Source organism: Mesorhizobium sophorae (assembly GCF_002270415.1).
Classification (GTDB): Bacteria; Pseudomonadota; Alphaproteobacteria; order Rhizobiales; family Rhizobiaceae; genus Mesorhizobium; species Mesorhizobium sophorae.
The window spans coordinates 32,217-55,104 of record NZ_NNRI01000022.1 but is presented as its reverse complement, the minus strand read 5'-3'; the positions used below and the strand labels follow the sequence as shown (position 1 = coordinate 55,104).

Sequence of the window (22,888 nt, the reverse complement as noted above, 5' to 3'; positions counted from 1 at the left end):
TCAACCAAGCGGCGAATCCTATCGCGAAGACGGTTACAACGATCCAGAACAAACACGTCTGGTCTCCATCTCGCCCCGATTTCCAGTCTTCGAACAAGTCGCGACCTCCCATTCCTCCAAACGTAAGCATTCCACACAACCATAGAGTCAAAATTAAGCTGCTCGCGAGTAAGAGGGATGACATGGGCCGGTTAATCTCCGCCGGAAAACTCTCTGGACGTGTGGTTGGAGTCGGTAACGCGTATCCACGGCCTACCGGCTACTCGACCTGGCTTGAGCGGACGCTGTATCGCTTTCACCACAGCGTGAACATGGCTTTGTGCCTCGACTGTCACGCTGCAGACGATCTTTGTGCCGTCCATCTCGTCGACTTTGAAACTTCCCATGGACCTGCTTCCTCTCATCGACCCATACCAAAATCCGAAACCAAAGGAACTGCCATGGACCGCATCCTCGAGAGAGGCGCGCGCTCCGAGCAAACCCGTAGTCAATCAGTAGGCCCGCGCCCGGCCACCATGGTGGAAAGCCGGCGGGTTGTTGGCGGAGACATTGATGCCGGAATATGACGTGCTTTGCATCGGCAATGCCATTGTCGACATCATCGCCCAGTGCGAGGAGGACTTCCTCGAGACCAACGGCATCATCAAGGGCGCGATGAACCTCATCGACACCCAGCGCGCCGAACTGCTCTACAGCCGCATGGGCCCGGCGATCGAAGCGTCCGGCGGCAGCGCCGGCAACACGGCGGCCGGCGTCGCCAGCTTCGGCGGCCGTGCCGCCTTCTTCGGCAAGGTCTCGAACGATGCGCTCGGCGAAATCTATGCGCATGACATCCGTGCGCAGGGTGTCGCCTTCGACACCAGGCCGCTCAAGGGTGAGCCGCCGACGGCGCGCTCGATGATCTTCGTCACGCCGGACGGCGAACGCTCGATGAACACCTATCTCGGCGCCTGCGTCGAGCTCGGGCCGGAGGATGTCGAGGCCGACAAGGCATCGGGCGCCAAGGTCACATATTTCGAGGGCTATCTGTGGGACCCGCCGCGCGCCAAGGAAGCGATCCGGCAGACGGCGAAGCTCGCGCACACGGCAGGCCGCGAAGTGTCGATGACACTCTCGGATTCGTTCTGCGTCGACCGCTACCGTGACGAATTCCTCGACCTGATGCGATCGGGCACCGTCGACATCGTTTTTGCCAACAGCCACGAGATCAAGTCGCTCTACCAAACCGCTTCGTTCGACGAGGCGCTGTCCGCCATCCGCAAGGACTGCAAGATCGCCGCCGTCACCCGCTCGGAAAAGGGCTCGGTCATCGTGCGCGGCAAGGAGACCGTCACCATCGAGGCGGCCGCGATTAAGGAACTGGTCGACACGACCGGCGCCGGCGACCTCTACGCCGCCGGTTTCCTCTATGGCTACACGACGGGACGCAGTCTCAAGGATTGCGGCGATCTCGGCTCGCTGGCCGCCGGGCTGGTGATCCAGCAGATCGGGCCAAGGCCGCGGCAGAACCTCCGCCACGAGGCCGAACAGGCGAGGTTGTTGAAGGCTACCTGAGGCGAACGGCAGGTTCGCGCCCCGGTCCTCGCAGGCCCTTAGGGCGTTTGAGCTCGGAAATGCCAAGCAGGTGCCTTCTTGTCGGTGGTAAAGACAGGGGTGGTTACTTATCAGATACAAGGCTGTTCCTGAAGTTTAGACCGAACCGTAGTGCCAATGTGGCTTTGGTTCTGTGCCAAAGAACATCACCCCGATCTTATCTGCTCTTCGCCACTGAACAACTGACTTATAGCCTATGCCGTCAATCGGGATGTAGAGAAGGAATTCGTCCGGAACGCGCGCTTCGATTGACACTTGTAACTCTGCACCTTTGGAATGCATGTTTCGAACAGTGCACTTGACCTCGGAATTTGATATACCTGTCAGAATCGTCGCTCCTTTCAGAACGCGCCGACGCCGCTGTTTTCGCAATTCTTCACCGCCGTGCATAAAACACCCATGGACGAGTAACGTCAGATTGCCACGTGCGCTTCTTTACTTGCCCGCAGCGTGGCCGGCAAGCCGGGACCGCCCATTCCCAGAAATAAGCGGCAAGTCCTGATGAAACTTCCTACTGGCGGCAGTAATAAGGGCGACCGTTGATGAATTTGGTGGTGCCGTAGGTGGCTGGGCCGCAAGTGATGGCGGGGTTGTCGGCCAGATAGATGGCCGTGGCGGTGACGACGCCGGTGGTGCTGACACCCTTGCCGAGATAGACGCCGGTGGTGGAGACTTCGACGATGTTGCCATCGCCCAGAACCACCTGATTGGACTTGCTGGGCTGGGCGTTGAAGCCAACGCCGGTGACGTTGCTGAAGGTATTGGACACGACGCTACTGTAGACAGCATAGGCACCTAGGGCGGTGACGTTGCTGCCGATGTTGTTCCGTCCCGCAAGATAACCCAAGGTGGCAGCGTTGAGGCCCGTATTGTACTGGCCTGCATAGGAGCCGATGACGGTGGAGTTGGAGCCAGTATTGTACTTGCCGGCTGCAACGCCTACCGCCACAAGGGCGTAGCCGGAGTTGAGCTGGCCGGCCTCTTCACCCACTGCCGTCACGAAGGGGGACGTGTTGTCCTTTCCTGCGAAATAGCCGATGCCCGTAAGATGGGTCTGGGTGTTGTTCTGCCCGGCAAGGCCACCGACCAAGGTGGAATAATCCCCGCTGTTATTCTGCCCTGCAGCATAGCCCAAGGCGGCGAGGCTGCTGCCCGTGTTGTTTTGGCCTGCACTCATACCGACCGCAGTGGCGTTGGTGCCGGAGTTGCTATATCCCGCGTTGGTACCCACGGCGGTGACATTCGGCATGCTGTTGGACAACGCCGCAGCATAACCAACGGCGGTGAGGTAGTTGGCGGTGTTGTTCTGGGCTGCGGCATAGCCCAAGGCGGTGACCTGGACGCCCGTATTGTTTTTGGCTGCGCTAGAACCGATGCCGACGACGTTGGAGGTGGTGACGATATCCAGCAGGCCCCGGACGTTAAGGTTGCCGCTGGGGCTAATGATGGCGCTGGCTGTACCGGAGATGATCCGGTCGGTAACCGTGCTGATGCCAGTGAGGCCGGAGCCGTTACCGACGAAATTGGTGGCGGAGATGGTGCCCGTGATACTAACGCCCTTGCCGACATAAACGCCGCTGGTGCTTACTTCCACCACGTTGCCGTTGCCCAGCACCACCTGGTTGGACTTGTCGGCGGTATAGACGTTGTAGCCCAGCAGGGTGACGTTGCTGAAGGTGTTGGAGGTGCCAGCCCAAGCCCCCAGGGCGGTGACGTTGTTTCCGGTGTTGTTCTGCGCGGCGGCATGCCCGACCGCCGTGAGGGCACTCCCGGGATTGTTCTGACCGGCAAAATCGCCCAACGCTGCGACGTTGGAGCCTGAGTTGAAATTTCCGGCCGACTTGCCGACAACCGTAACATTACTCCCGGTATTGCTATACCCGGCACCCTTGCCGAGGGAGACCACATTGGTGCCAGTCACGATTTCCAGTCGCCCGAGCATGGTCACGGTTCCGTCGGGGCTGATAATCGCGGCGCTCGTGCCGCTCACAATGCGATCGGTGGCTACCGTGACGCCGGTGAGGCCGGATCCATCCCCCACAAACGTGCCCGAAATGGTCGAGCCGCTAATTATTGGCGCATCTGAAGGGCAACCGATATCGCCGCGGCTAGCCTCGCCATAGCAAAGCCGGCCACCTGTGACGCCCATGGTGGCGGAGATATTGGCGACAGCGCCCCAATCTTGCGCCCACGCTGGCGCCACCACCAGCAAGGCGGCGAGCAGCGACAGGCGGCATAGGAGATGCATAGGCCACTCTACCGCAACCTCAACCGCTTGGCGTCGCCAGTGACGCCAAATGGGGCAACCGCCGTTGCGGCTACGCCACGCCGGGCTGTTTCACCTCGGCCGACTTCGCCTGGGTCAGGCGCCGGCGCGTGATGATGGGGCGAGCCGAAAATGAACGGTGAAGCGGAGTAAAAGCGCAACAAGCCGCCCGGTGGGGCGGCTTTTTGGGTAGGCTCAGGCTTAGTTGACGGTGTTGGCCGCGTAGCAGACGGTTACAAGGCTGGCGGTTGGCTGAGCGGTCGGGATGGTGGTCGCACCGCCGAGCGTGCTGTTCAGGCAGGCAGTGGTGCCGTAAACCACGCGGCCCTTGGTGGCGTCGATCGCGCCATCGATGGCCTTGTCGGCTTCCTTCGCGTCGGCCAGGGGCATGTCAGCAAACTGGACAACCATGCGCTGGTCGCTACCGACGGTGGCCATGGTGTTGGCCTGTTCGGTGATGATACCGGTCGTGGAGTTGCCACCGCCGAAACCATGGTAAACCACGGCGGAGGTGCCGGTGCCGGTTATGCGGAAGCCGGGCAGGATGTTGCGCAGGTCGGTTTTGTCGACGTTGCTGGCCCAGCTGGCAGCGGGGATGGTGTTATTAACCAAAACGGCGATGTTGCTGGTAGGGGTGCCGGCGGTAGTAAGAGCCACGTGCGGCCACACGTGCTGGCCGGAATAGAACTGGCCGTTGGCGTCTTCAACCTGCTTGAGCTGGGCACCGGCCTTGGTACCGCTGGAGCGGTTGATGAGCTGCCAACCCACGGTGATGATCACGAGGGTGATAAGGATGGCGATGATGGCGACGATCAGAATGGTCTGGTCGATCGTATAGCCCTTGTTGGAGGTAAGACGGCTGAAAAGGCTGTTGAAAGTGAGTTGCATAGTCATGAGGTTCCTTGCTGATTGTTGGGTCTTGAGACCTATGGTACCTCGCTCCAGATGTTCTGACAGGCGGTGGGGAAATTTCTGACAGGCCGGTGTGTGATTTGTGCACTGGCCCAGTGGGGTGCAGTCAGGTAGGAAAACGAAGGAGGCGGAGCTCAAGGCTTTCCTCCTGCTTTTTTCACTTCTCCTCCAAAAGGGCGATGCTCGGTCGAGGGGAAGTGCCGCGCAAAACAGATCGGGCGAGGGGTCAGTTGGTGACACGGTCGCGGACGGAGAACCCGATCCGCCCCACTCCAGTGACTATTAGTGCCGGATGAACGTCCCGACCAAAGATCGGTTACATGAAAGATACATGGGAAGAATCGACTGGATCGGTTTTCATGTAACTATTTGAATAATATGGCGCACCCGACGCGATTCGAACGCATGACCCCTTCCTTCGGAGCGCCAACCGTACGACAATACGAGATTATTGAAATTCCTAATCATTTGTTTTCTGGTCATTTTTGTTGATGTACTCAACATCATTACTTCACTTTCTATGTAACATTTGCTATAAATCGGTTACATGGAAGTTACATGAAATGCCTAAATTGTTTTTGACTGACGATCTTGTTTTTACTGCAAGTTGCCCACTTGGGAAAGGCCAGGAAATATACTGGGATTATCCCGTTGGAGTGGACGGTCGTATACGAAGTGACTCCGTTTCGGGTCTGGGGCTCCGTGTTACTGAGTTGGGGCACAAGGCCTTTGTCCATGCTTACACGTTCAATGGCAGGCGTTATCGAACAGTGCTCGGGTCTACCGTCGTCCTCAACGTATCCTCTGCCCGGCTGGCGGTCGGCAAACGGCAACGCCGCCTGGAGGCCGGGAACAATCCAGATTTCGACCGAACCGACCCTCGCCGTGCTCATCTTCTAACGGTCCGTGAGGCGATCGACCGCTATTGGGAAAGCCATGTGAGCGGCCTCTCCGCCGGCTACCGCTACAACTTCGCGATCTTTGTGGCGCATTGGCTGCGGCCCGCGCCGACGGTGGCAAGCAAGCGCGGCCACAACAGTCGGCGTCGTTACAAAGATTTCGGGACGATGTTCGCCGACCGGCCGCTTTCCTCGATCAAACCGCTGAATATCGAGGAATTCCAGAAGCAATTTTCGTCGGGATACGTGTTCAACAGCGCGCTACGGCACGTACTGGCGCTCTATAACTGGGCCATCCGTATGCAGTTGGTGGACATGCGCAACCCCTGCACTCCTATCCGAGCCCGGAAGGTTATACGCCGACGCCGGGATTACTCAACAGAGCAGATCCGCCAAATCGCAGCTCACATCTTCTATCCGGTGTTCGAGGCACCGCCTGAAATTGATCACCTGGAAGGGTTCGCCAAACGGAACATGGCTCTGGTCAAGGGGCAGGTGGCAACGGCCAACGACCAGATGGAGGAGCTCTCCAATTTTATGGGCATCCTGTTCCTGACCATGGCCCGCCCCAGCGATCTGACCAAGGCGGAATTCGACCATTTTGATCTGGAGAAGCTTGTCTGGCACAAGCACAACACCAAGGGCATCAAACTGTCGCGTTCGCTCTATGAATACGCATACCGTTCGGTGCCGATCCATCCTAGGGTGGCCGGGATGGTGCGGGCCCAACGCCTCCGCTGGCCTGAAAGCAAGTTACTGTTCCCCTCGCACACCGATATGACCCAGCCCCGCGACAATTTCCGCAAGGGGCTGGACAGGTTCAAAGCGATGCCGGGCGTTCCGGAGTATTTCCAGCTTTACGACCTCAAGCGGATTGCCATCTCCCTGATGTTGACAGCCCAAGGCGTATCGCACGAGGCCGTGTCACACTACGTCGACCACAAAGGAAATCTTGAAACGACCATGATCTACGACCTCGGTCTTGTAGACCCGATGCGCCCGGTGACTGAACGGCTTGGCGTCCTGCTCGGCGTCTAGCGCTTGACGTCATTTTTCGTTTGTGAGGCAATGGGCCTGCGGCGATGTTCAGCCGCGACAATCCACAACGAAAGCTATGCCCATGGAAGTCATGCAGGCGCTTGTGTTGACCAGCACCCAGCTGCGCGACATGCTGACGGAAGCTGCTCGAGAGGGAGCGAGTTTGGCCGTCGCGTCATTGCGTGCGGAACTTCATCAGGCGCCCGACGACGCCACCCTCAAGAAACTCCGGGCCTACCTGGCGGACCCGGCCTGCCTTGCCAATCCGCAAGACCATTGGGCGCATAGCGAGCTCATCCGCCGGATTCAGCCGACGGCGCGCGGCAAGCCAAAATCCACGGCGTGGTTTATGAGATTCCAGAGGGAGACGGGACTGAACGAGTGTTTTACCCGCCCAAGCCCCGCCTACGGTCGACGCAGGGAATGGTCCTTCGCCGACATCAAGCTGGCTTGGGATGCCTACTACCGCAAACGGTAGCAGGCGATATCCGCATCGCTTCGGCTTTGCGCAACGTTTACTAGAATAGCCGCCAAGCCTGTGTGCTCAAACAAAAAAGAGCCTTAAGCAATCAGGCGGCCTCGCGCTGCTGAAACGCCTTCTCAAAGGCATCCTTAAACGGCTTGGACACGTCCTCGGTAGCTCTCAACATTAATGCCTGCAAGGTCTTGGCCTGCTCCGCGGAATTTTCCATCTGTTTGTGCAGGAAAGCGGTCTGCAATTCGAAAAACTCGGACAGTGACTTAACTGCAACCAGTGCTTCGAGGTGCGTGAAGAAGCCGGCTTCGGCATTCGCTCGCAGAGCGGCAATCGTCTTCAGGGACACCTCGTTACTGGTAGCCTTGGGCGTTGCAAAGGTCGACTCGAGAGCCTTCTGAGGCGTTTCGGCGTCCGAGCTCAATTTGGAAAGGACTTCCTTCGACTGCTCAACGCCCTGTTCGGCGACAGCGCGAACTTGCTCGACAGCCTTTGATGGTTCGAAGGTAGGGGATTCGACGTTTTCGATCGTTTCGGTCTTACCGGTGATCTTGGACATTTTTCCATCCTTTTTGCAGGGGGCGGCCGCGAAGCAAAGCCGCCTCCTTCACGTACGAAATGGTCGCAACGGATTTGTGAAGCTGATGTGAAATTGCACGCGGAGTACGCCGTACCAGTTCGAATAGCGGCATGAGGGTATACCGCCGAGTTTGGGATTCCTTTGGGTGCGGCAATCAACGTGGGAGCGCGTCAGCGTCAATCAATGATCGGGTTTAAGCTGGAGATTTCTCAGCGAACCCCGAAAAAAGGAAACAGCAGGTCTTCGATCTTCATGATGCATCAAGCGGTCGCCCTTTGCAGTCCGCTGAATGTATTTTGCGGACGCGGCAGACCGAAATGGTCCCGTAGCGTTGCCCCGTCATAGTCGTGCCGGAAAAGTCCGCGCCTGCGCAAGATCGGCACCACCTCCTCGGCGAATATGTCGAACCCGCCCTGTAGATTGTTGATGGCTTTTCAAAAGCGCGTCTAAACGACGACAAGCGTTTGGTGCTTGTGGACGGAACAAAAAGGCGGCCTTTGCAGGCCGCCGAGTGTGGAGGATGTGTGCTTTAGAGCGAGGACGGGGCTTTTTCGATATCGCTGTGATCGGTCGGTGTTCGTTGCTGCTCCTGGATAAGTTCCTGGAGTTGGACGCCGTAGTGAGACCAGATGCTATCGGCGAGATCGTTGAGGAGCTCGAAGACAGCGAGCGCCTGTTCGGGTGTCCATTCGGGATTGATGAGGAAGTGGATACCACGACTGAGGCCGGACGATTGAGGATCTGGTTTCATGCTGCGGGCACCTTTTCGCCGGAGGAGCGGCTGGTGCGTTTTTCGCGCTGTGCCTTTGATCGCTCGGCCGCTTCCTTGAAGCGGTAGGAATCGCCTTCGATGGAGATCACCTCGGATCGGTGCATGAGGCGGTCGACGAGGCTGACGACGCAGGCGGCATTGGGAAAGACCTCCGACCAATCAGCGAAGGGTCTGTTGGTGGTGATGATGGTTGAGCGTTTTTCGTAGCGCCGGCTGATGAGTTCGAACAGCAGGTCCGCATGACGGTTCGAGTAGGACAGATACCCGACCTCGTCGATCGCAAGAACGTCGGCGGCGGCGTAGTGGTGAAGGCGTCGGCGCAAGGCTGCGTCGCTGTCGAGGGCGGCGAGTTCGCCGAGCATCTCGCTGGCGGTTCGGAAGACGACGGTGTGACCGCAGATGAGCGCCTGGTGAGCGACATTGCGAGCAAGTGTCGATTTCCCGACGCCGTTGGGGCCGATAAAGACGATGTTGGCGGCATCGTTCATGAAGGACAGGGTCATCAGATCCTCGACGGCGGCGCGGTCGATGCGGCGAGGCCAGTGCCAGTCATAATCGGACAGTTGCTTGAAGTGGCCGAGCCTGGCGGCACGCGTGCGTCGCCGCATCGAACGGTCGGAGCGCTCCTCTTCTTCCCATTGAAGGACGGCGGCCAGCCAGTCCGCGTCAGCGATTTCGTCCCAATGGGTGATCAGGCCATTGAGGCGCAACGCCTTGGCCCGGTTGAGCAGGATGTCGGGATTATTCATCATCTTTGCCTCCAAGGGTCAGTTGGTCGTAGCTGTCGAGGCGATGCGGCCGTACCGTCGTATCCTTGCGCCGCACGTGTTCGGGCAGGCTCGTTTCGACCGGCGGCGGAGCACCGCGGGCGACCCGGCGGCGTTCCAGTACGTCGCGAACCGACCTCGAATGGGAGGCGCCGGCATGCAAAGCTTCCTCGACGGCGGCCTGCAGTTCCTGCGCGCCGTACAGGTCAAGCAGTTTCAGCAACGCGTTTGTGATCGCACCGATATTGGAGCCACGCTCGGCGGCCCGGATCATCAGGGTCTGGCAGGCCGGCACGGCGCGGGTCAGGCTGTTGAGGCCGCGATGCTGGCGCGCCTCGCGCTTGATTGCGACGAGTGCCTTGAGGTGCTGAGGGTCCTCGATCTGCTGGTCGCGATCATAGCTGCGACGGTGACTGGCGATCATCTTTGCGCCGTCGAAGACGCGGACCAGGCCGAGATCGGCGCGCACGCTGAGCGTGCGCCGGACATGAGCATGCGGTACCGAGTAATCGTTGAGGTCGAAGCGCACATAGGGCGTTTTGCCAACCTTGGCGGCGACCTGCTCCTCGACGGGGTATGGGTTGGCGGGCAGCGGCAGAAGCAGTGGCTGCTCTTGCGCAAACGCCTGGCGGACCGTCATCGTCCGGTCCTCGGGGCATGGCCGGTCGGCTGCCTGGTTGCGGCACCACTGTTCGGCCTGGGCGTTCAGATCGTCGAGATCGGTGAACTTGCGGGCGATGAAGAATGCTTCCCTTATATGCCGTATGGCGCGCTCGACGCGGCCTTTTTCGTTGCCCCGGGCAACCGCGACAGGACGTGGCTCGAACCGATAGAAGCCGGCGAAGGCAAGCAGCGTCGGATGGAAGCGGATCGCATCGCCCTGGCGCTCGAGCACCGCACTCTTGAGATTGTCGTAGAGCAGGACCCTGGGCAGCCCGCACCATGTGTTGAACGCGCCGACGTGACCGCGCAGGAAGTTTTCCATGCGCGCGTCGAGGAAGAAGCGCAGGTAGATGTCGCGTGAGTAAGAAAGCACCATCACGAACGCCATGAGCGGCCGGCGGGCGTTGCCGATCTCGATGTGACCGAAGTGGGCCCAGTCGACCTGTCCCTGCTCGCCCGGCAATGTGCGCAGCCGCAGGAACGCCTCGGCCGGCTTGCGGGGACGGTGCAGGGCGACCAGGTGCCGAAAGTGCGTCGGCAAGCCCCGGTAGCCGCGCTCGCGCACCATCGCATAAAGGCGGCTGGCGGTCAGCGAGGGGAACTTTTCCAGCGTCTGCTCAATGAATGGAAGATACGGGTCAATGATTGAGGCTCTCTGCAGCGGCTTGTGCCGGGGCAATCCCGCCTGGGCCAGAACGCGATGCACCGTCGTGTGATGGACATGCAATTGCCTGGCGATGGTGCCGCAGCGCCACTTCTCGGCGTGATACAGGCGCAGGATCTGCGCTTCCAGTTCGGGGCTGATGGTCATGATACGGGCTCTCCGTCTGCGTAGTCAGCTTCACGGGCATAACGAGGCCCCCGGCGACGCACGAAGCCGGTGCGAACGAACGGCGACAGTCGACAGTCGCAGCGCCGACAGCACGGCGTGGGCATGACCGATGTCGTCGCCCGCCCGGCGACGTCAGCAAAAGCAGCGACAACATCGTTCGAGGGACTGACCAGTAGTGAACCGGCAGGAGATGCAGGTGGAGAATGATGCGTCACTTTATTGTGCCGAGCCCGATATCGTCGGGCCCGGACCGCATGAGCCAGGCGTCCCCGGCGGCTGCGCTGATAACGTCGCCCCGCCTCGCGCACACTCTCGCGGCGGGCAGCACGGGCGCAGTCCTGGCCGCAGTAGCGCTGTCCCCGGTCGCAGCTGCGGCAGATCGTTACCTGCGAACGGCAGCGGCCGCACAGAAAGAAGCGGCCCGTGAGCATCCGCGACGATCCTTTCGGAGCGCCGCTGGGAGTTCGGGGAAAAGGTCGACGGAATGCGCTGACAATGCGATAATGCAGTCGCGCACCGTCAGTGGAGCGTGACACCGAGCCCGGACTTGCCAGTTGAGATCGGTGTTACGCCGGATTGTTTCTGCGGCGCTGATTACCCGCAGATCTACCACAAGGCACGCGCATGGCGGGGTACGTCGAAAGCCGCCTCAGGGCGGCTGGAGACGTGCCCCGCGTCTATCCCTTCAACCTCCCATGATCAGCACCGCGCCGCAAAGGCGGCCGCCCGCTACAGCGCTAGTTGAAGAGCGCGCGGGCGGCCGCCTTTGCTCTTCCAGCGCTTCAGATCTTGTCGTCGTTTATCAGCGGGTTTCGACCGTCTTCGACAGTAGATAGGGCGGCATGATATTGAAGCCGTCCGCGGCACCATTGTCGAACCATTCCTGGATTTTGTCGGCGATCTGTTCGGGTGTCCCGGCCTGGACCCAATGCCCGCGCGCCCCGGCGAGGCGGTGCAGCAACTGGCGGATGGTTGGATTCTCGCGCTCAATGATGTCGAGTACGACGTGGAAGCGGCTGCTCGCGCCGCGCTCGCCCTCGACGCGGATGAGCTCGCGCGGAAATGGCCCGTCCAGATCGTAGCCGGAAAGGTCGGCGTCTACGATGCGGCGTAGCTGGTGAAGAGAGTATTCCGGCTGCGTCAGCTCATTGAACTCGTCATGCAGTGCCCGGGCTTCCGCCTCGGTTGAACCGATGAAGGGACTGATGCCGGGCAAGACCTTGACGTGGTCAGGGTTGCGGCCAACCGACTTCACGCGCGCTTTGATGTCAGCGTAAAATTCCTGCGCGTTGCCGAGTGTCTGATGGGCTGTAAATATCGCCTCGGCATAGCAGCTTGCGAATGATCGTCCGTCTTCCGATGAACCCGCCTGGACGTAGACCGGACGCCCCTGTGGTGAGCGCGGAAGCGTGAGCGGACCCTTCACCCGATGATATTTGCCGATGTGATTGATTGAGTGGATCTTGTCAGTGTCGGCAAAAATTCCAGAGTCCCGGTCCGAGACGAGCGCGTCGTCCTCCCAACTGTCCCAGAGCTTGGTCACCACATCAACGAATTCGCCGGCGCGCTCGTAACGGTCGGCATGGGTTGGATGTCGGTCAAAGCCGAAATTCAGCGCCGCGGACGCATCGCCCGTCGTGACGATGTTCCAACCGGCGCGGCCGCCGCTCAGATGATCGACCGAAGCGAACAGCCGGGCGAGGTTATAGGGTTCGTTGTAGGTGGTCGAGGCGGTCGCGATGAAGCCGATGCGTTGCGTCACGGCGGCAAGCGCCGAAATCCAGGTCAGCGGCTCCAGCCTGAAGCGGCTTGCGTAACGGATGTTGTCTGCGAGCGCCGGCCCATCGGCAAAGAACAGCGCGTCGAACTTGCTCGCCTCGGCCTTTTTCGCCAGTTCCTGATAATAAGCGATGTCCAGCATTCTCTCAGGGGCGGAATCCTTGTAGCGCCAGCCGGCTTCATGATGGCCGCCAGGATAGATGAAAAGATTGAGCTTCAACTGTCGTGATTCGGCGGGCATATGGGGGTCCTCTTGGGTGGTGACTCTGAGCGACAGGTTTTCGACCGGTCAGACCGGCAGCACAGGCTTCGTCTCGACGCCGAGATGACGCAGAAGTTCGGAGCGAATCTCGCCGAACCGGCGATCGCCATGATCGCGTGGCGTTGGGATATCGATTGCGATGTCGGCGACGATCCCGCCCTTGTCGAGAACCAAAACCCGGTCCGCCAGCGTCACAGCTTCGTCAACGTCATGGGTGACCAATAGGACCGCCGGTTGGTGACGGGCACAAAGCTGACGCAGCAGATCGTGCATGCGCAGGCGGGTCAGCGCGTCGAGTGCGCCGAACGGCTCATCCGCCAGCAGCAGTTCGGGATCACGGACCAGCGAGCGCGCCAATGCCACCCGCTGCTGCTCGCCACCAGAGAGCTCGACCGGCCAAGCGTTCTCACGGCCGCCCAGGCCAACTTCTTCGAGAGCTGCCCGTCCGCGTTTGGCTGCGTCCGGTAGGTTGAGACCAAGCATCACATTCTCCAGCACTCGTTTCCATGGCAACAGTCGGGCATCCTGGAACACCACCGATTTCTTATCGGGCGTTTCGAGCCGGCCGGACCCGGATACTTTGTCATCGAGATCTGCGAGCGCGCGCAGCAACGTACTCTTGCCCGATCCGCTACGGCCGAGAAGGGCGACGAACTCCCCCTTGTCGATGTCGAGGCTGAGCCCGTCGAGAATGGTTCGTGGGCCGAAGCTTCTGATAAGGCTCTCGACCCGCACGACGGGTGCGCCGCTCAATCCGCCAAGGTGCGACGCCATGACAGCGACCTTTCCTGGAAGAAGCTGACGATGCCGTCTGAGGCGAGACCGAGCAGCGCGTAGAGGACGAGGCCCACGATGACGATGTCAGTCTGGCCGTAGTTGCGTGCGAGATCGATCATATAGCCGATGCCGCTGGTGGCATTGACCTGTTCGACCACCACCAGGGACAGCCAAGCATAGGTCACGGCGAAACGCAGGCCCAGGAAGAAGCCGGGCAGGGCGCCTGGCAGGATGACTTCGCGGATGAATTCGCCATAGCCCATTCGCAGGGTCTGGGCCAATTCGACATAACGGCTGTCTATGCTGCGCAAGCTGCTGTGGGTCTGGATATAGATCGGGATCAGGACAGCCAGCGCGATCGTCGTCACTTTCATGCCCTCGCCGATGCCGAACCACAGCATCAGCAACGGGATCAGGGCGAGCGTCGGGATCGCCCGCTTGATCTGAACGGGACCGTCGATGATCGCTTCGCCAAGCCGGGACAACCCTGAAATGAGGGCAAGCACGCTCCCGATCAGGACGCCGAACACCAGCCCCTGCGCTGCCCGCCAGGCAGACGTCATCAGATGACCCTGAAGCTTGCCTTCTGCGATAAGATCGACGGCGGTGCCGACAACCGACCAAGGCGCCGGCAGCGTTCTTGGATCGATCAGGCCGGCAACACTGCCGATGGACCAGACAACAATAAGAAGTGCGGGCCCAATCAGCGCGCCAAACGGGATCGCACGCCCAAGCGCCAGGCGGCGCCTCGTCCCGGTCTTGCGGGGCTTTACGGCGGGCGGGATCAACGCCCTTTCATCAGATGCATACCCAATGGTGGGCGCAACCGCGGCGGGGTGTGAGAATGCGTTCATCTGGGTCGTCTCCAGTCTTTAGAAACGGGCGTCATGACGCGTTCAGCGCATTTGTGGCGATCTTCTCGAAGCGCCTGTCGAAAAGATCCTCGGCCTTGATCGGGGGCCTGTTCAGTTCCCGGGCCAGGAGATCGATCGTTGCCTGCTGGCGCGCGATCACGTCGTTCCAGTCGGGCGGGATGTCGAACTGGCCGTCGGCGTCGACGAGATACTGGCCATCTTCGCTGTCGAGCCCCTGCGTGGCGACATAGTAGCCTTCGATCCACTCTTTCGGATGCTCCTCCACCCATCGGGTCGCAAGTGCCCAGTAGCGCACATACTCGCCGAGAGCGGCAGCTTTGGCCGGGTCGTCCAGCACCGCCTGTGGCGCATAGAGATGGGCTGGATCGTCGCGCAAGCCGTGCGGAATGGTGGTAGCGCCGTCGGCACCATACTGGTGCAGATAGTGCTTGATGAGGACGCCCCAGATCGGTGCGACATCGACTTGCTTGCTGGCGAGTGCCACCGGATAGGCATCGCCATTGCTGGGCAGCTCGATGAGATTGACATCCTCCTTTTTCAGGCCGGCGGCCTGCAGCACCCTCAGCACCAGCGCGCCCTGCGCCTGACCCGGGCTGAAAGCAATCCGTTTGCCGCGCAAGTCCGCGAGCGTCCTGACCTCGACGCCGGGTGCAATGCCGAGCTGATAAATCGGGGGCGCAACCGGATCCTTGCGGAACTTCGCGGCAATGATCTTGACCTTGAGCCCGGTCCAGGTCGCGTGGATGGGCGGAATGTCGGCGACCGATCCAACGTCCAACGCATTGGCGCGAAAAGCTTCTATTGTTTGTGGACCGCCGCTGATATTGGCCCATTCGACCTTGAACGGCAGTTGATCGATCAGACCCGAGAGTTCCAGCGCCCTTTGCGTCTCGGGATCGCCGATGCGAAGCACGGTGCCCTCCGGGATTTCGGTCGGCAGTTTACCCGCGTCCGAACTACCCGCCTGAGCCCCGAAAGGCGAGGAAGAAGCGACCAAGGGCACCGCAAAGGCAGCCACGAGCGCGCTAAACCTTCTTCTCGAAAATCTCTCCACAGCTAACATCCTGGTCTTGCTCCAATTTGGAAATGGCTTCCTACTTTCGCTGTTTATTATGTCTATCAATTTTGTAGACGATAAAGTATCGGATGCTGTTCTTTGCCGCCGGAGGGAAACGCTGTTCGCCTCCGATGCCCATTTGGGGGCATGCGTCGCTCGACAGAGGCGGGAGGGACTCGCAGACGGCGACGGCTTCCTCTTCGCAAGCGGCAGTCTGGCGGCGGCCGAACGAAGGGACTGTTCCGGTTATTGCAAAAAAGCTTATGTCAGTTTTCTGGCGAGGACTGGCGGCCGCAGATCGTGACGATCGCAGAACTGCCCCATGCGGCACGAGGCGAGAACGTGATGGAGTAGTCGCGGCTGCTGGCCGCCGGGCCAAACCAGAAATATGGCGACACGCTTTTCCACTCCGGCAGATCCATTGCCGGTGTCCGGTCCTCGTCGGCAGTCGGTGTCGGCAAGCCGTCCTGGCCGATGGTGATCATCGACACGCCGATATAGCTCCTGGCCTAGAAGCGGCCGATAAACGCGACGGCGTCGCCATTGCAGCGAAAGCACCCGTCGCTTTGGCCGTTCCGGGACTCACGGAGACGTTGGGCTACCCGCGCTCGATCATGTTCGATCAGGCTCTCAGCGTTCCGCCGGCGTTCCAACTCGGCCGCCATTTCCTCCGCGGTAAAGGATGTTCCAGGCTTGGTCATACCTTAGCCTTTCGCCAGCCGGCCCACCATGCTTCCCATTCGGAGCAGAACCACCGTTCCCCACGCGCAGGGTTTATCCGCGTGGCCAAGTAATATTCCTGGCCCGGCACGTGATAAATATGCTCGCCGCGCTCATTGATGTTGCCCTTGATGTCACAACCTACCTTGCGCGCCGCAACCTCGCTCGATGACGCGCCATAGGAGTGAACGGCCGGGAGCCGGGGCCGGTTGTCAGCCGCAACATAGGCGGCAGACGAGATCGCAAGCAGCGCAAGAACGATTGCAAGCCGGCCTTTCAGAAGCATTCGCCACCATGGTGTGCGCCGTTTGCGCCATGGCTGAGCCGCATTCCCCATCGCCATCTCCCCGAAGAGAGGATGCGTCTGTCAAAGCAAAAAGTCCAGAACTCGCGAGCAAGCGGGGAGGCTTTACCCTGGCGTTTTGACGGCTGGCCTGCGGCCGAGACCGGCGGACTTCGCAAGGAGGGACCGCCGGGAGGCATAATTCGGCGCCACCATCGGGTAGTCAGGACCAAGTCCCCATTTGGCTCTATAATCGTCGGGTGTCAGGCCGTAATTGGCTCGGAGATGCCGTTTGAGAGACTTGAATTTTTTTCCGTCCTCCAAGCATATGATATAATCGGGGAAGACGGACCGCTTGCGATTGACCGCCGGAACGAGCTTAGATTCTGGCGGAGCAGGCGGTTGTACAATCCCCCTCAACGCAGAATTGACGCTAGCGATCAAGTCCGGAAGATCGGCGACCGGGATCGGGTTTTTCTGGACAAAGGCCGCGACGATATCTGCCGTAAGGCCCAACAAATCCACGTCTGGTTGGTCAGCATCCTCCTCATCCACGCTAATGTGCTCAGTATTCTCCTCATTCACGCCTGTCTGTTCAGTATTGTCGTCTTCTGCGATTGTCCGTTCTGTATTGTCTTCAGGCATAATCATGCTCCTTGCTTCTTGATAGCTTTCCTACTCGCTCCAACCGGAAAACCGACCTCGGAGAGCTCCTGGCTACGCGCTGGCTCAGGTCGGATATCTCGAACTGGCGTACTGACACCGATGACGGCATTTTGTCGCATGACCACCTCTTCATTTCTCCCGTTTCAGGCGAATCCGGCTGCCCTTCGGGCCTCGTTTGGAAGACGGGTGGATCTCGTTTTCACGGACAATTTCACCATGGAAACCTCACGCTACTATTGCGTTTTGCTCGGCAAGGGCTTGCGGCCACATTCGCCGGAATGATCTAGCCATGGGAGGGCGGCCGCGGCGCCGAGCGATCCCGGCTTCGGCTTCCTGGGAGGCCTCGGTAAGCGTTCGAATCTGCGACTGGTCACCATGAGCCTTCCGACCGCTCCCGAGGGCTCGAGGCTCGCCTTGTGGCGCACGGTCGACACCATCGCGAAAGCGAGCATGACTAGGGAGACGTGGCGATGCCACCCGTGCCAGGAACGGGTTTCGTTATGGTCGAGGCCCAGTTCGTTCTTCGCCGTGCGTAGGCCTTCCTCGATAATCCTGCAGCATTGGTGCACTGCGACTAGGGTTTCGATCTCGGTTCCCGCTGGAGACGATGTCGAAAAGTAGCTGAGAGCCCGGTTCGCATCGCGTCGGATCAAGAGCCCCGGGGTCCAGAGCCCGGAGCGGGTTTTGTCATATTCCGCGACGTCCAAGTCAGTGAACGGGCAGTAAGCCCATGATTCAGAACCCTGGAGGGCTCCTCCTTGGGGCAAGCTCCGCCACAGGGAGGGATCGAGGTTCCGCGCGATATCTTCGGCTGTTCCTCCTTCTGGGAAGCGATTTCGGCAAAAGAAGTGATGGTTGGCGTTAACGCTGAGCACATAGCCCTTGTACCAGCGTCGGAGGGCCATCTCGATGTCGGCGCCACCGAAGACGCGGTCAGATGCCACCCAGCTCAAGGGTACGTCGGCAGCGACGGCGCGTGAGATCATAACCAGTGCCAGGCGGGACTTTGTTCCGAAAGTCGTGCCCGCAGGCACGTGGGCCTGCGCCAAGCGGGCAGGGTCATCCGTCCATGCTCTCGGAAGATACAGCGCGCGATCAATAAACGCTTGCCCGTGCCGGGATACATAGGCCGCGAACACGCCGATCTGGCAGTTGGCCATCTTGCCAGTCGAGACGTTGACCTGCCGCGCGACGCCGCAGGACGTCTTGCCCTGCTTGATGAACCCCGTCTCGTCGATCACGAGGACGGCTTCGTTGTCGGCCAGCGTTTTGAGCGCGTATTCGCGCACGATGTCGCGCAAAGCGTCCGCATCCCATTTGACCCTCCCCAGAATGGCCTGTTGGCGCCATGGCCCGGGGTCACCCGCAGCCTCGGCGCGCATCCAGCCGGTCTTGCGATGCTCGTCCCGGAGCAGGCCTTCAAGGAACAGTCCGGCCGAAATCGCCACACGTTCCTGAGGGAAAAGCCCACTAATCAGGGACTTCACCTCGCGTAGTGCCGAGGCCCATATCGCCAGTGTCATTTCAATCGATTCAACCACCGCCAGTAACCCCTTTAGCTGCCCGCCACGGATTCAAAAAAGATGAGTAATTTTACAGGTGAAACGCAATTGTAACACTGCTCACTTTCTCGTTTGTTTTTTACCGATAACAGTAGTGCCGTAATGACAATTTAGGCGGCATACAAATCACATATTATCTTGTTAGAAACAAGCTTGACTTAACAAATTCGGATTGCCATAACCCAGGCGCAGTCAACAATGAAAGCATAGCGGCGAAGGACAGGGTCACAATGGCTTTAAGGCTCGCGCTTCAACATAAAAAATCATAATAAGAGCTAGCCAACCGGGCATCATAAACCGCTGATAGAGAACTGAAGACACAAAGCAAAAGGTGGAAACCTGATTTGCAGCGCCAATCATCAACATGGACTTCACGTATTCTTTCGTGAACCCAGAATTATCAACTATTGTCAGTAAGAAATTCGCAACTCGTAAGGGACCCATGATGGGAGCATCGGTGGGCAGGACGCTGGTGAAACGCGTGAACTTAAGCGTATCTCGGCACCCGCGAGTTCTGTTCGAATGCACCAAGTGGTTGTGGATGTGTACTTTACGAGATGCGGGGAGATATCTGGGATGACCAGAGGTTGGATAGTGTGCCGCTTGCGAAGATTTATGGCCAGCGCAAGGGAGACCCTTTCGAAAGGCTCGCGCATGCGACGGCGTTTGCAGATCGGCGGGTGAGCATGGCACCAAAGAGGAATGAGAGCAGGGAACCGGCCTAAGAGGATGGCCGTGTCCGAAGTACCGCTGTCGATGGCAGAACCCAACTTAGCCGGCGCATTATGTGGTCAGAAAATACATGTGGTCTAATCATCAGCATTGTTATGATACTTCACCCTTCAAGGTGACGCCCGATGCGTGGGCGCCCCACAAAATCCCGCAACCCGAATTCTTTTCTTCGATTTCTGACTTGGTTGAGGGAGGCCGGGCCTATGAAGCCTTGGCCTGTCTCGATCGGGAAGAGGCTACCGTCCACGCTCCGGAGCTGCGACGTCTCCGCAACGATTTGGCGCGCGCGCTCCAAGTCCTGGAAGCCCAACGGCATGGACGGCTTGCACATGGCGAAAGCACTTCGCTGGCCGCGCTCGGCTGCATTCTTGATGCCCAGGCAGCGCGCCGGCGCCCGGCACCTCCCACCAAGCGGCTATCGGGTGTGGCGCTAATGACAGGCCACCTCGGCGCCGGAGGAGCCGAACTGCAGATGGCGCGGACGGCCGAGATGCTCGCTGCGGCGGCAGGTAGTCATCAGAAAATAGCGGGCGTGAAGCTCTCCCTTCCATTTCATGTAGTTGTGAATTCGCTGACGCCGAACCCTACACGCCCGCTGAATTTTTTTGGACCGATTCTGGCGCGAAAGAACGTTCCTGTTTGGTCCATGGAGGACTTACCCGGCTCCTGCCCCGAGGACGGCCTTTTGGATGACGAGACCACAAAGGCTCTTCTGCCGCTGCTCTATCCGAATATCCGTAAGGGCTTGCGTCTCATCTCATGGTTCAAGCAGCAGAAGATTCAAGTGGCCTTCATATGGCAGGACAACGCCATTCTGCATTTCGCCGTGGCTGCGTTACTAGCCGGGGTGCCCCGGTTGGTGCTCAATTTCCGAGGGATGCCGCCCGTCCTCCGCTGGAAAGAGCATCTCCCGGAATTCGAAAAGCTGTATACCGCGCTCGCCGCAATGCCGGGGGTCACCTTCGTTTGCAATAGCAGTAAGGCGGCATCAGCCTATTCGGACTGGATCGGCTGTCCGCCCGACACCTTCCACGTGATCTCCAATGGATCTGACCTCCATTCTGCCCACCCCACTGCCGGCGAGCTGAAGACCTGGTCGGAATTCGACACGCGGACACGGGACGCGACCATCACGATCGGAGGCATCTTTCGCATGCATCCCAACAAGCGTCCGTTGGAGTGGATCCAGTTCGCGCGCTGCTACCTTAACTCGCATCCCAAGGCCCGATTTGTGCTGATCGGATCGGGCATCTTTTTCGAAACGGTCCGTGATCTGGTGCGCACCCTGGGCCTCACGCGCCGGCTGCTGCTTATTCGGCAGACCAAGGCCGGTACCTTCTGGCTCAAGAAAATGGACGTATTCGTTTTGCTCTCCCGTTACGAAGGCACGCCGAACGTCCTGATTGAGGCGCAGTTGGCCGGGGTTCCTGTTGTCTGCACGCTGGTAGCGAACGCAACTGACACCTTTGTCGATGGGGTAACGGGACTGGCGACCTCGGTTACCATCGACATCGAGGACATCGTTGCAAAGGTGGACCAGATTGCAACCCACGCCCGCGTAGCGGGTGGCGTCGACCGCTACGCCCGACGGCACATCGCGGCGCGTTACTCGGCCCGTTCAATGATCGAGCACACTGTGCGTGTGTTGTCGGGTCAGGGTGAAGCGAGCTGCATTGCTGCTGAATGATTTAGTGACATGACCTCGACAAGGAACCAGATATGCCCGGGACCACCAATACGGCTAAGCTTGTGTCTAAGGTAAAAGACGCGAGGATTGCAATTGCCTTGCAGGACATCCAAGTCGCCTGGGAGGCAGAGGACTACGCGGGTGTGGCCAATCTGTGCCGAGAGCTTTTGCTATCCGACGCCGATGCCACTCAAGGTCTCGTCCATCTCGCACGGGCGGCCACGCTTACTGGCGACTGGGAGGACGTTGCCGAAGCCGGCGAGGCGCTGGTTCACAGTAGTCCGAAGGACGCTTTCGTGGCGGCCGGCAAACTTAACCGTGCCGGACGTGCGCTGGAGGCGGCGAAGATTTTTGCCCAATTGAACGTTCAAGAAGACTGGTTCGACGCAGAGGTGGCCGATCTAGCCCGCAAGGATGCGGACCTGCTGATTGCGGCAGGCGAATCCGCCTCTACGAGGGAAGACAGCAAGGCAGCCAAGGTTATCTGGGTCGCCGGCGCCCAAATTGCGCCGCGGAGCCAGATCCTGGCGGGTAAGGTCCGACGGCTCACCCGAGGGCTGAAGATGGCCCTTGCGAACGCGGACCCTGATACGAATCCCGCTGGCTATGTCGACGTCTGTCGCGAGCTGGCGTGGCTTAATCCCAGTAACTTGGCAGCGGCGGTGAGGTTCGCGCGGGCGAGCGAGGGGTCGAGCGAGATTGACGCGGTCGACGCGTGGCTGAAGGTACTCGCTTTGGATCCCGATCACGAGGCGGCGAAATCGCGGCTCAGCAGCCTCGTCAGTAAGGGCCAATTCGAAGACTATGCCATTGCCGGCCTTCTCGCCCTCGGGCGGGACGGAGCCTCTGATCCAATCATTCAAAAGTTGGCCGCAGGGCGGGACGCCAGAGCCAAAAAAACCTTCGACAAAGAGGTCCGTTTGGCCACCCAGAGGGCGGCTAAGTTGAAGCGCGAAGCAAACCCCAAAACCTTTCTAGCTGCCTGGAAAGAGGTTCTGAGGCTAGAGCCGAACAACATCCGTGCCGCCCAAAAGGTGATCGGAGGGGCCGGCCACCTACGTGACTACCCAGCGCTAGTGGACGGCTGGGCGGCTTATCTGGAGATCACACCGGACGCTGCCGGGGCGGATCGTCTGGCTGCTGCCGCCCTGCGCGCCGGCGAAGAACACCGCGCGCTAGACTGTCTGGCGCGTAACAAGCTTGCAGGCGAATTGCCCAAAGCAAGACTTAACGTTCTTTGCAAGCGCGTTCTACAAGCGGGCAAAGTTGCTTTGCAGGACTCGGAGTTTGATTTCGCCTTAGCTTGCTATCAAACGCTGAGGCTGGTTGATCACCATGCCGGGGCAGAGGGCCTGCGGTTCGCCCTGGCCAACAGCTTGGCAGCAAGCGCCCGGAAAGCGGAAATTGACGGTGACCGGGCCCTGGCTATTGCTCAGGCCGAGGAGACGCTGGAACTCGTTCCAGATCATGCCGCGGCTCTCACCCTGGTAGCGCGCCACCGGCGCGACAAGCAAGTCGACGAGGTCCCAGGAGTGCTGCCTGACCAAGGTCAAAGCAGCTACGGAAGAAACGCGCTGCGTGAATTGATGGAAAGGGGAGCGGCATGATTGCAATCACGACGCTAACCCACAGAGACTGCAAGTTTTATACCAGTATAGAATGAACTGAATCCATCAGCGCTCCGAGGACGT

General features: G+C 59.7%; 18 protein-coding genes and 3 pseudogenes. 5 read left to right on the top strand and 16 right to left on the bottom strand.

Annotated features, from left to right (window positions below):
* Nucleotides 1–552: 552 nt before the first annotated feature.
* Nucleotides 553–1,554, top strand: a complete 1,002-nt coding sequence (locus tag CGZ66_RS31290) for an adenosine kinase (protein WP_095090588.1) — start codon at nucleotides 553–555, stop codon at nucleotides 1,552–1,554.
* Nucleotides 1,555–1,689: 135 nt separating this feature from the next.
* On the opposite strand, the gene CGZ66_RS41145 is transcribed toward CGZ66_RS31290, so the two are convergent.
* The 3 genes from CGZ66_RS41145 to CGZ66_RS31275 all read right to left on the bottom strand — a co-directional run bounded on the left by CGZ66_RS41145 (nucleotide 1,690) and on the right by CGZ66_RS31275 (nucleotide 4,747).
* Nucleotides 1,690–1,983: a PilZ domain-containing protein gene (locus CGZ66_RS41145; protein ID WP_095090587.1), complete on the bottom strand. Its 294-nt coding sequence runs from the start codon at nucleotides 1,981–1,983 to the stop codon at nucleotides 1,690–1,692.
* 121 nt (nucleotides 1,984–2,104) lie between these two features.
* Nucleotides 2,105–3,841 (bottom strand): beta strand repeat-containing protein, encoded by a 1,737-nt coding sequence (locus CGZ66_RS31280; RefSeq protein ID WP_095090586.1) that lies wholly within the window; start codon nucleotides 3,839–3,841, stop codon nucleotides 2,105–2,107.
* 219 nt (nucleotides 3,842–4,060) lie between these two features.
* Nucleotides 4,061–4,747 (bottom strand): hypothetical protein, encoded by a 687-nt coding sequence (locus CGZ66_RS31275; RefSeq protein ID WP_095090585.1) that lies wholly within the window; start codon nucleotides 4,745–4,747, stop codon nucleotides 4,061–4,063.
* Between the two features lie 587 nt (nucleotides 4,748–5,334).
* Between CGZ66_RS31275 and CGZ66_RS41140 the strand changes: the two genes are divergently transcribed.
* Both CGZ66_RS41140 and CGZ66_RS31265 read left to right on the top strand, forming a co-directional pair.
* Nucleotides 5,335–6,708, top strand: a complete 1,374-nt coding sequence (locus tag CGZ66_RS41140; RefSeq protein ID WP_245331323.1) for an integrase family protein — start codon at nucleotides 5,335–5,337, stop codon at nucleotides 6,706–6,708.
* A gap of 82 nt (nucleotides 6,709–6,790) precedes the next feature.
* The gene (locus CGZ66_RS31265; protein ID WP_095091663.1) at nucleotides 6,791–7,186 is read left to right on the top strand and encodes a hypothetical protein; all 396 of its coding nucleotides are present in this window, start codon (nucleotides 6,791–6,793) and stop codon (nucleotides 7,184–7,186) included.
* 91 nt (nucleotides 7,187–7,277) lie between these two features.
* Here CGZ66_RS31265 and CGZ66_RS31260 read toward each other — a convergent pair whose 3' ends face one another.
* From CGZ66_RS31260 to CGZ66_RS31195, 13 genes and pseudogenes are all read right to left on the bottom strand, one after another.
* Nucleotides 7,278–7,742 (bottom strand): phasin, encoded by a 465-nt coding sequence (locus CGZ66_RS31260; protein ID WP_095090584.1) that lies wholly within the window; start codon nucleotides 7,740–7,742, stop codon nucleotides 7,278–7,280.
* A 281-nt stretch (nucleotides 7,743–8,023) separates the two neighbouring features.
* Nucleotides 8,024–8,182, bottom strand: a pseudogene (locus CGZ66_RS41135) (LLM class flavin-dependent oxidoreductase); the annotation flags it as partial.
* A gap of 110 nt (nucleotides 8,183–8,292) precedes the next feature.
* A complete protein-coding gene (locus tag CGZ66_RS31250; RefSeq protein ID WP_095090347.1) occupies nucleotides 8,293–8,514 on the bottom strand; it encodes a hypothetical protein in 222 nt (73 codons plus the stop codon).
* On the bottom strand, nucleotides 8,511–9,287 hold the full coding sequence (gene istB, locus CGZ66_RS31245) for an IS21-like element helper ATPase IstB (RefSeq protein WP_206073656.1): 777 nt from the start codon (nucleotides 9,285–9,287) through the stop codon (nucleotides 8,511–8,513). Before istB ends, CGZ66_RS31250 begins: the two co-directional genes overlap by 4 nt.
* Complete coding sequence (istA, locus tag CGZ66_RS31240) at nucleotides 9,277–10,776, bottom strand: IS21 family transposase (protein WP_095085188.1); 1,500 nt, start codon at nucleotides 10,774–10,776, stop codon at nucleotides 9,277–9,279. The genes istB and istA overlap by 11 nt, the downstream gene beginning before the upstream one ends.
* 850 nt (nucleotides 10,777–11,626) lie before the next feature.
* Nucleotides 11,627–12,817: pseudogene (locus CGZ66_RS31235) on the bottom strand (LLM class flavin-dependent oxidoreductase); the annotation flags it as partial.
* A gap of 48 nt (nucleotides 12,818–12,865) precedes the next feature.
* Complete coding sequence (locus CGZ66_RS31230) at nucleotides 12,866–13,612, bottom strand: ABC transporter ATP-binding protein (RefSeq protein ID WP_095090583.1); 747 nt, start codon at nucleotides 13,610–13,612, stop codon at nucleotides 12,866–12,868.
* A complete protein-coding gene (locus tag CGZ66_RS31225; RefSeq protein ID WP_095090582.1) occupies nucleotides 13,588–14,469 on the bottom strand; it encodes an ABC transporter permease in 882 nt (293 codons plus the stop codon). Before CGZ66_RS31225 ends, CGZ66_RS31230 begins: the two co-directional genes overlap by 25 nt.
* A gap of 31 nt (nucleotides 14,470–14,500) precedes the next feature.
* Complete coding sequence (locus CGZ66_RS31220; protein WP_095090581.1) at nucleotides 14,501–15,553, bottom strand: ABC transporter substrate-binding protein; 1,053 nt, start codon at nucleotides 15,551–15,553, stop codon at nucleotides 14,501–14,503.
* A 260-nt stretch (nucleotides 15,554–15,813) separates the two neighbouring features.
* On the bottom strand, nucleotides 15,814–16,038 hold the full coding sequence (locus tag CGZ66_RS31215) for a hypothetical protein (protein WP_143748913.1): 225 nt from the start codon (nucleotides 16,036–16,038) through the stop codon (nucleotides 15,814–15,816).
* Between the two features lie 206 nt (nucleotides 16,039–16,244).
* On the bottom strand, nucleotides 16,245–16,553 hold the full coding sequence (locus CGZ66_RS31205; RefSeq protein ID WP_342586891.1) for a sunset domain-containing protein: 309 nt from the start codon (nucleotides 16,551–16,553) through the stop codon (nucleotides 16,245–16,247).
* Nucleotides 16,554–16,676: 123 nt separating this feature from the next.
* Complete coding sequence (locus tag CGZ66_RS31200; protein ID WP_095091661.1) at nucleotides 16,677–17,195, bottom strand: Ros/MucR family transcriptional regulator; 519 nt, start codon at nucleotides 17,193–17,195, stop codon at nucleotides 16,677–16,679.
* Nucleotides 17,196–17,614: 419 nt separating this feature from the next.
* Nucleotides 17,615–18,739 (bottom strand): annotated as a pseudogene (locus CGZ66_RS31195) (IS701 family transposase); the annotation flags it as partial.
* An 826-nt stretch (nucleotides 18,740–19,565) separates the two neighbouring features.
* On the opposite strand from CGZ66_RS31195, the gene CGZ66_RS31190 reads away from it, so the two are divergent.
* Together CGZ66_RS31190 and CGZ66_RS31185 are read left to right on the top strand one after the other, a co-directional pair.
* Nucleotides 19,566–21,197 carry a glycosyltransferase gene (locus CGZ66_RS31190; RefSeq protein WP_143748912.1) on the top strand — a complete coding sequence of 544 codons (1,632 nt, stop codon included), beginning with the start codon at nucleotides 19,566–19,568 and terminating at the stop codon, nucleotides 21,195–21,197.
* A 32-nt stretch (nucleotides 21,198–21,229) separates the two neighbouring features.
* On the top strand, nucleotides 21,230–22,804 hold the full coding sequence (locus tag CGZ66_RS31185) for a hypothetical protein (RefSeq protein WP_095090576.1): 1,575 nt from the start codon (nucleotides 21,230–21,232) through the stop codon (nucleotides 22,802–22,804).
* Nucleotides 22,805–22,888 lie beyond the last annotated feature (84 nt).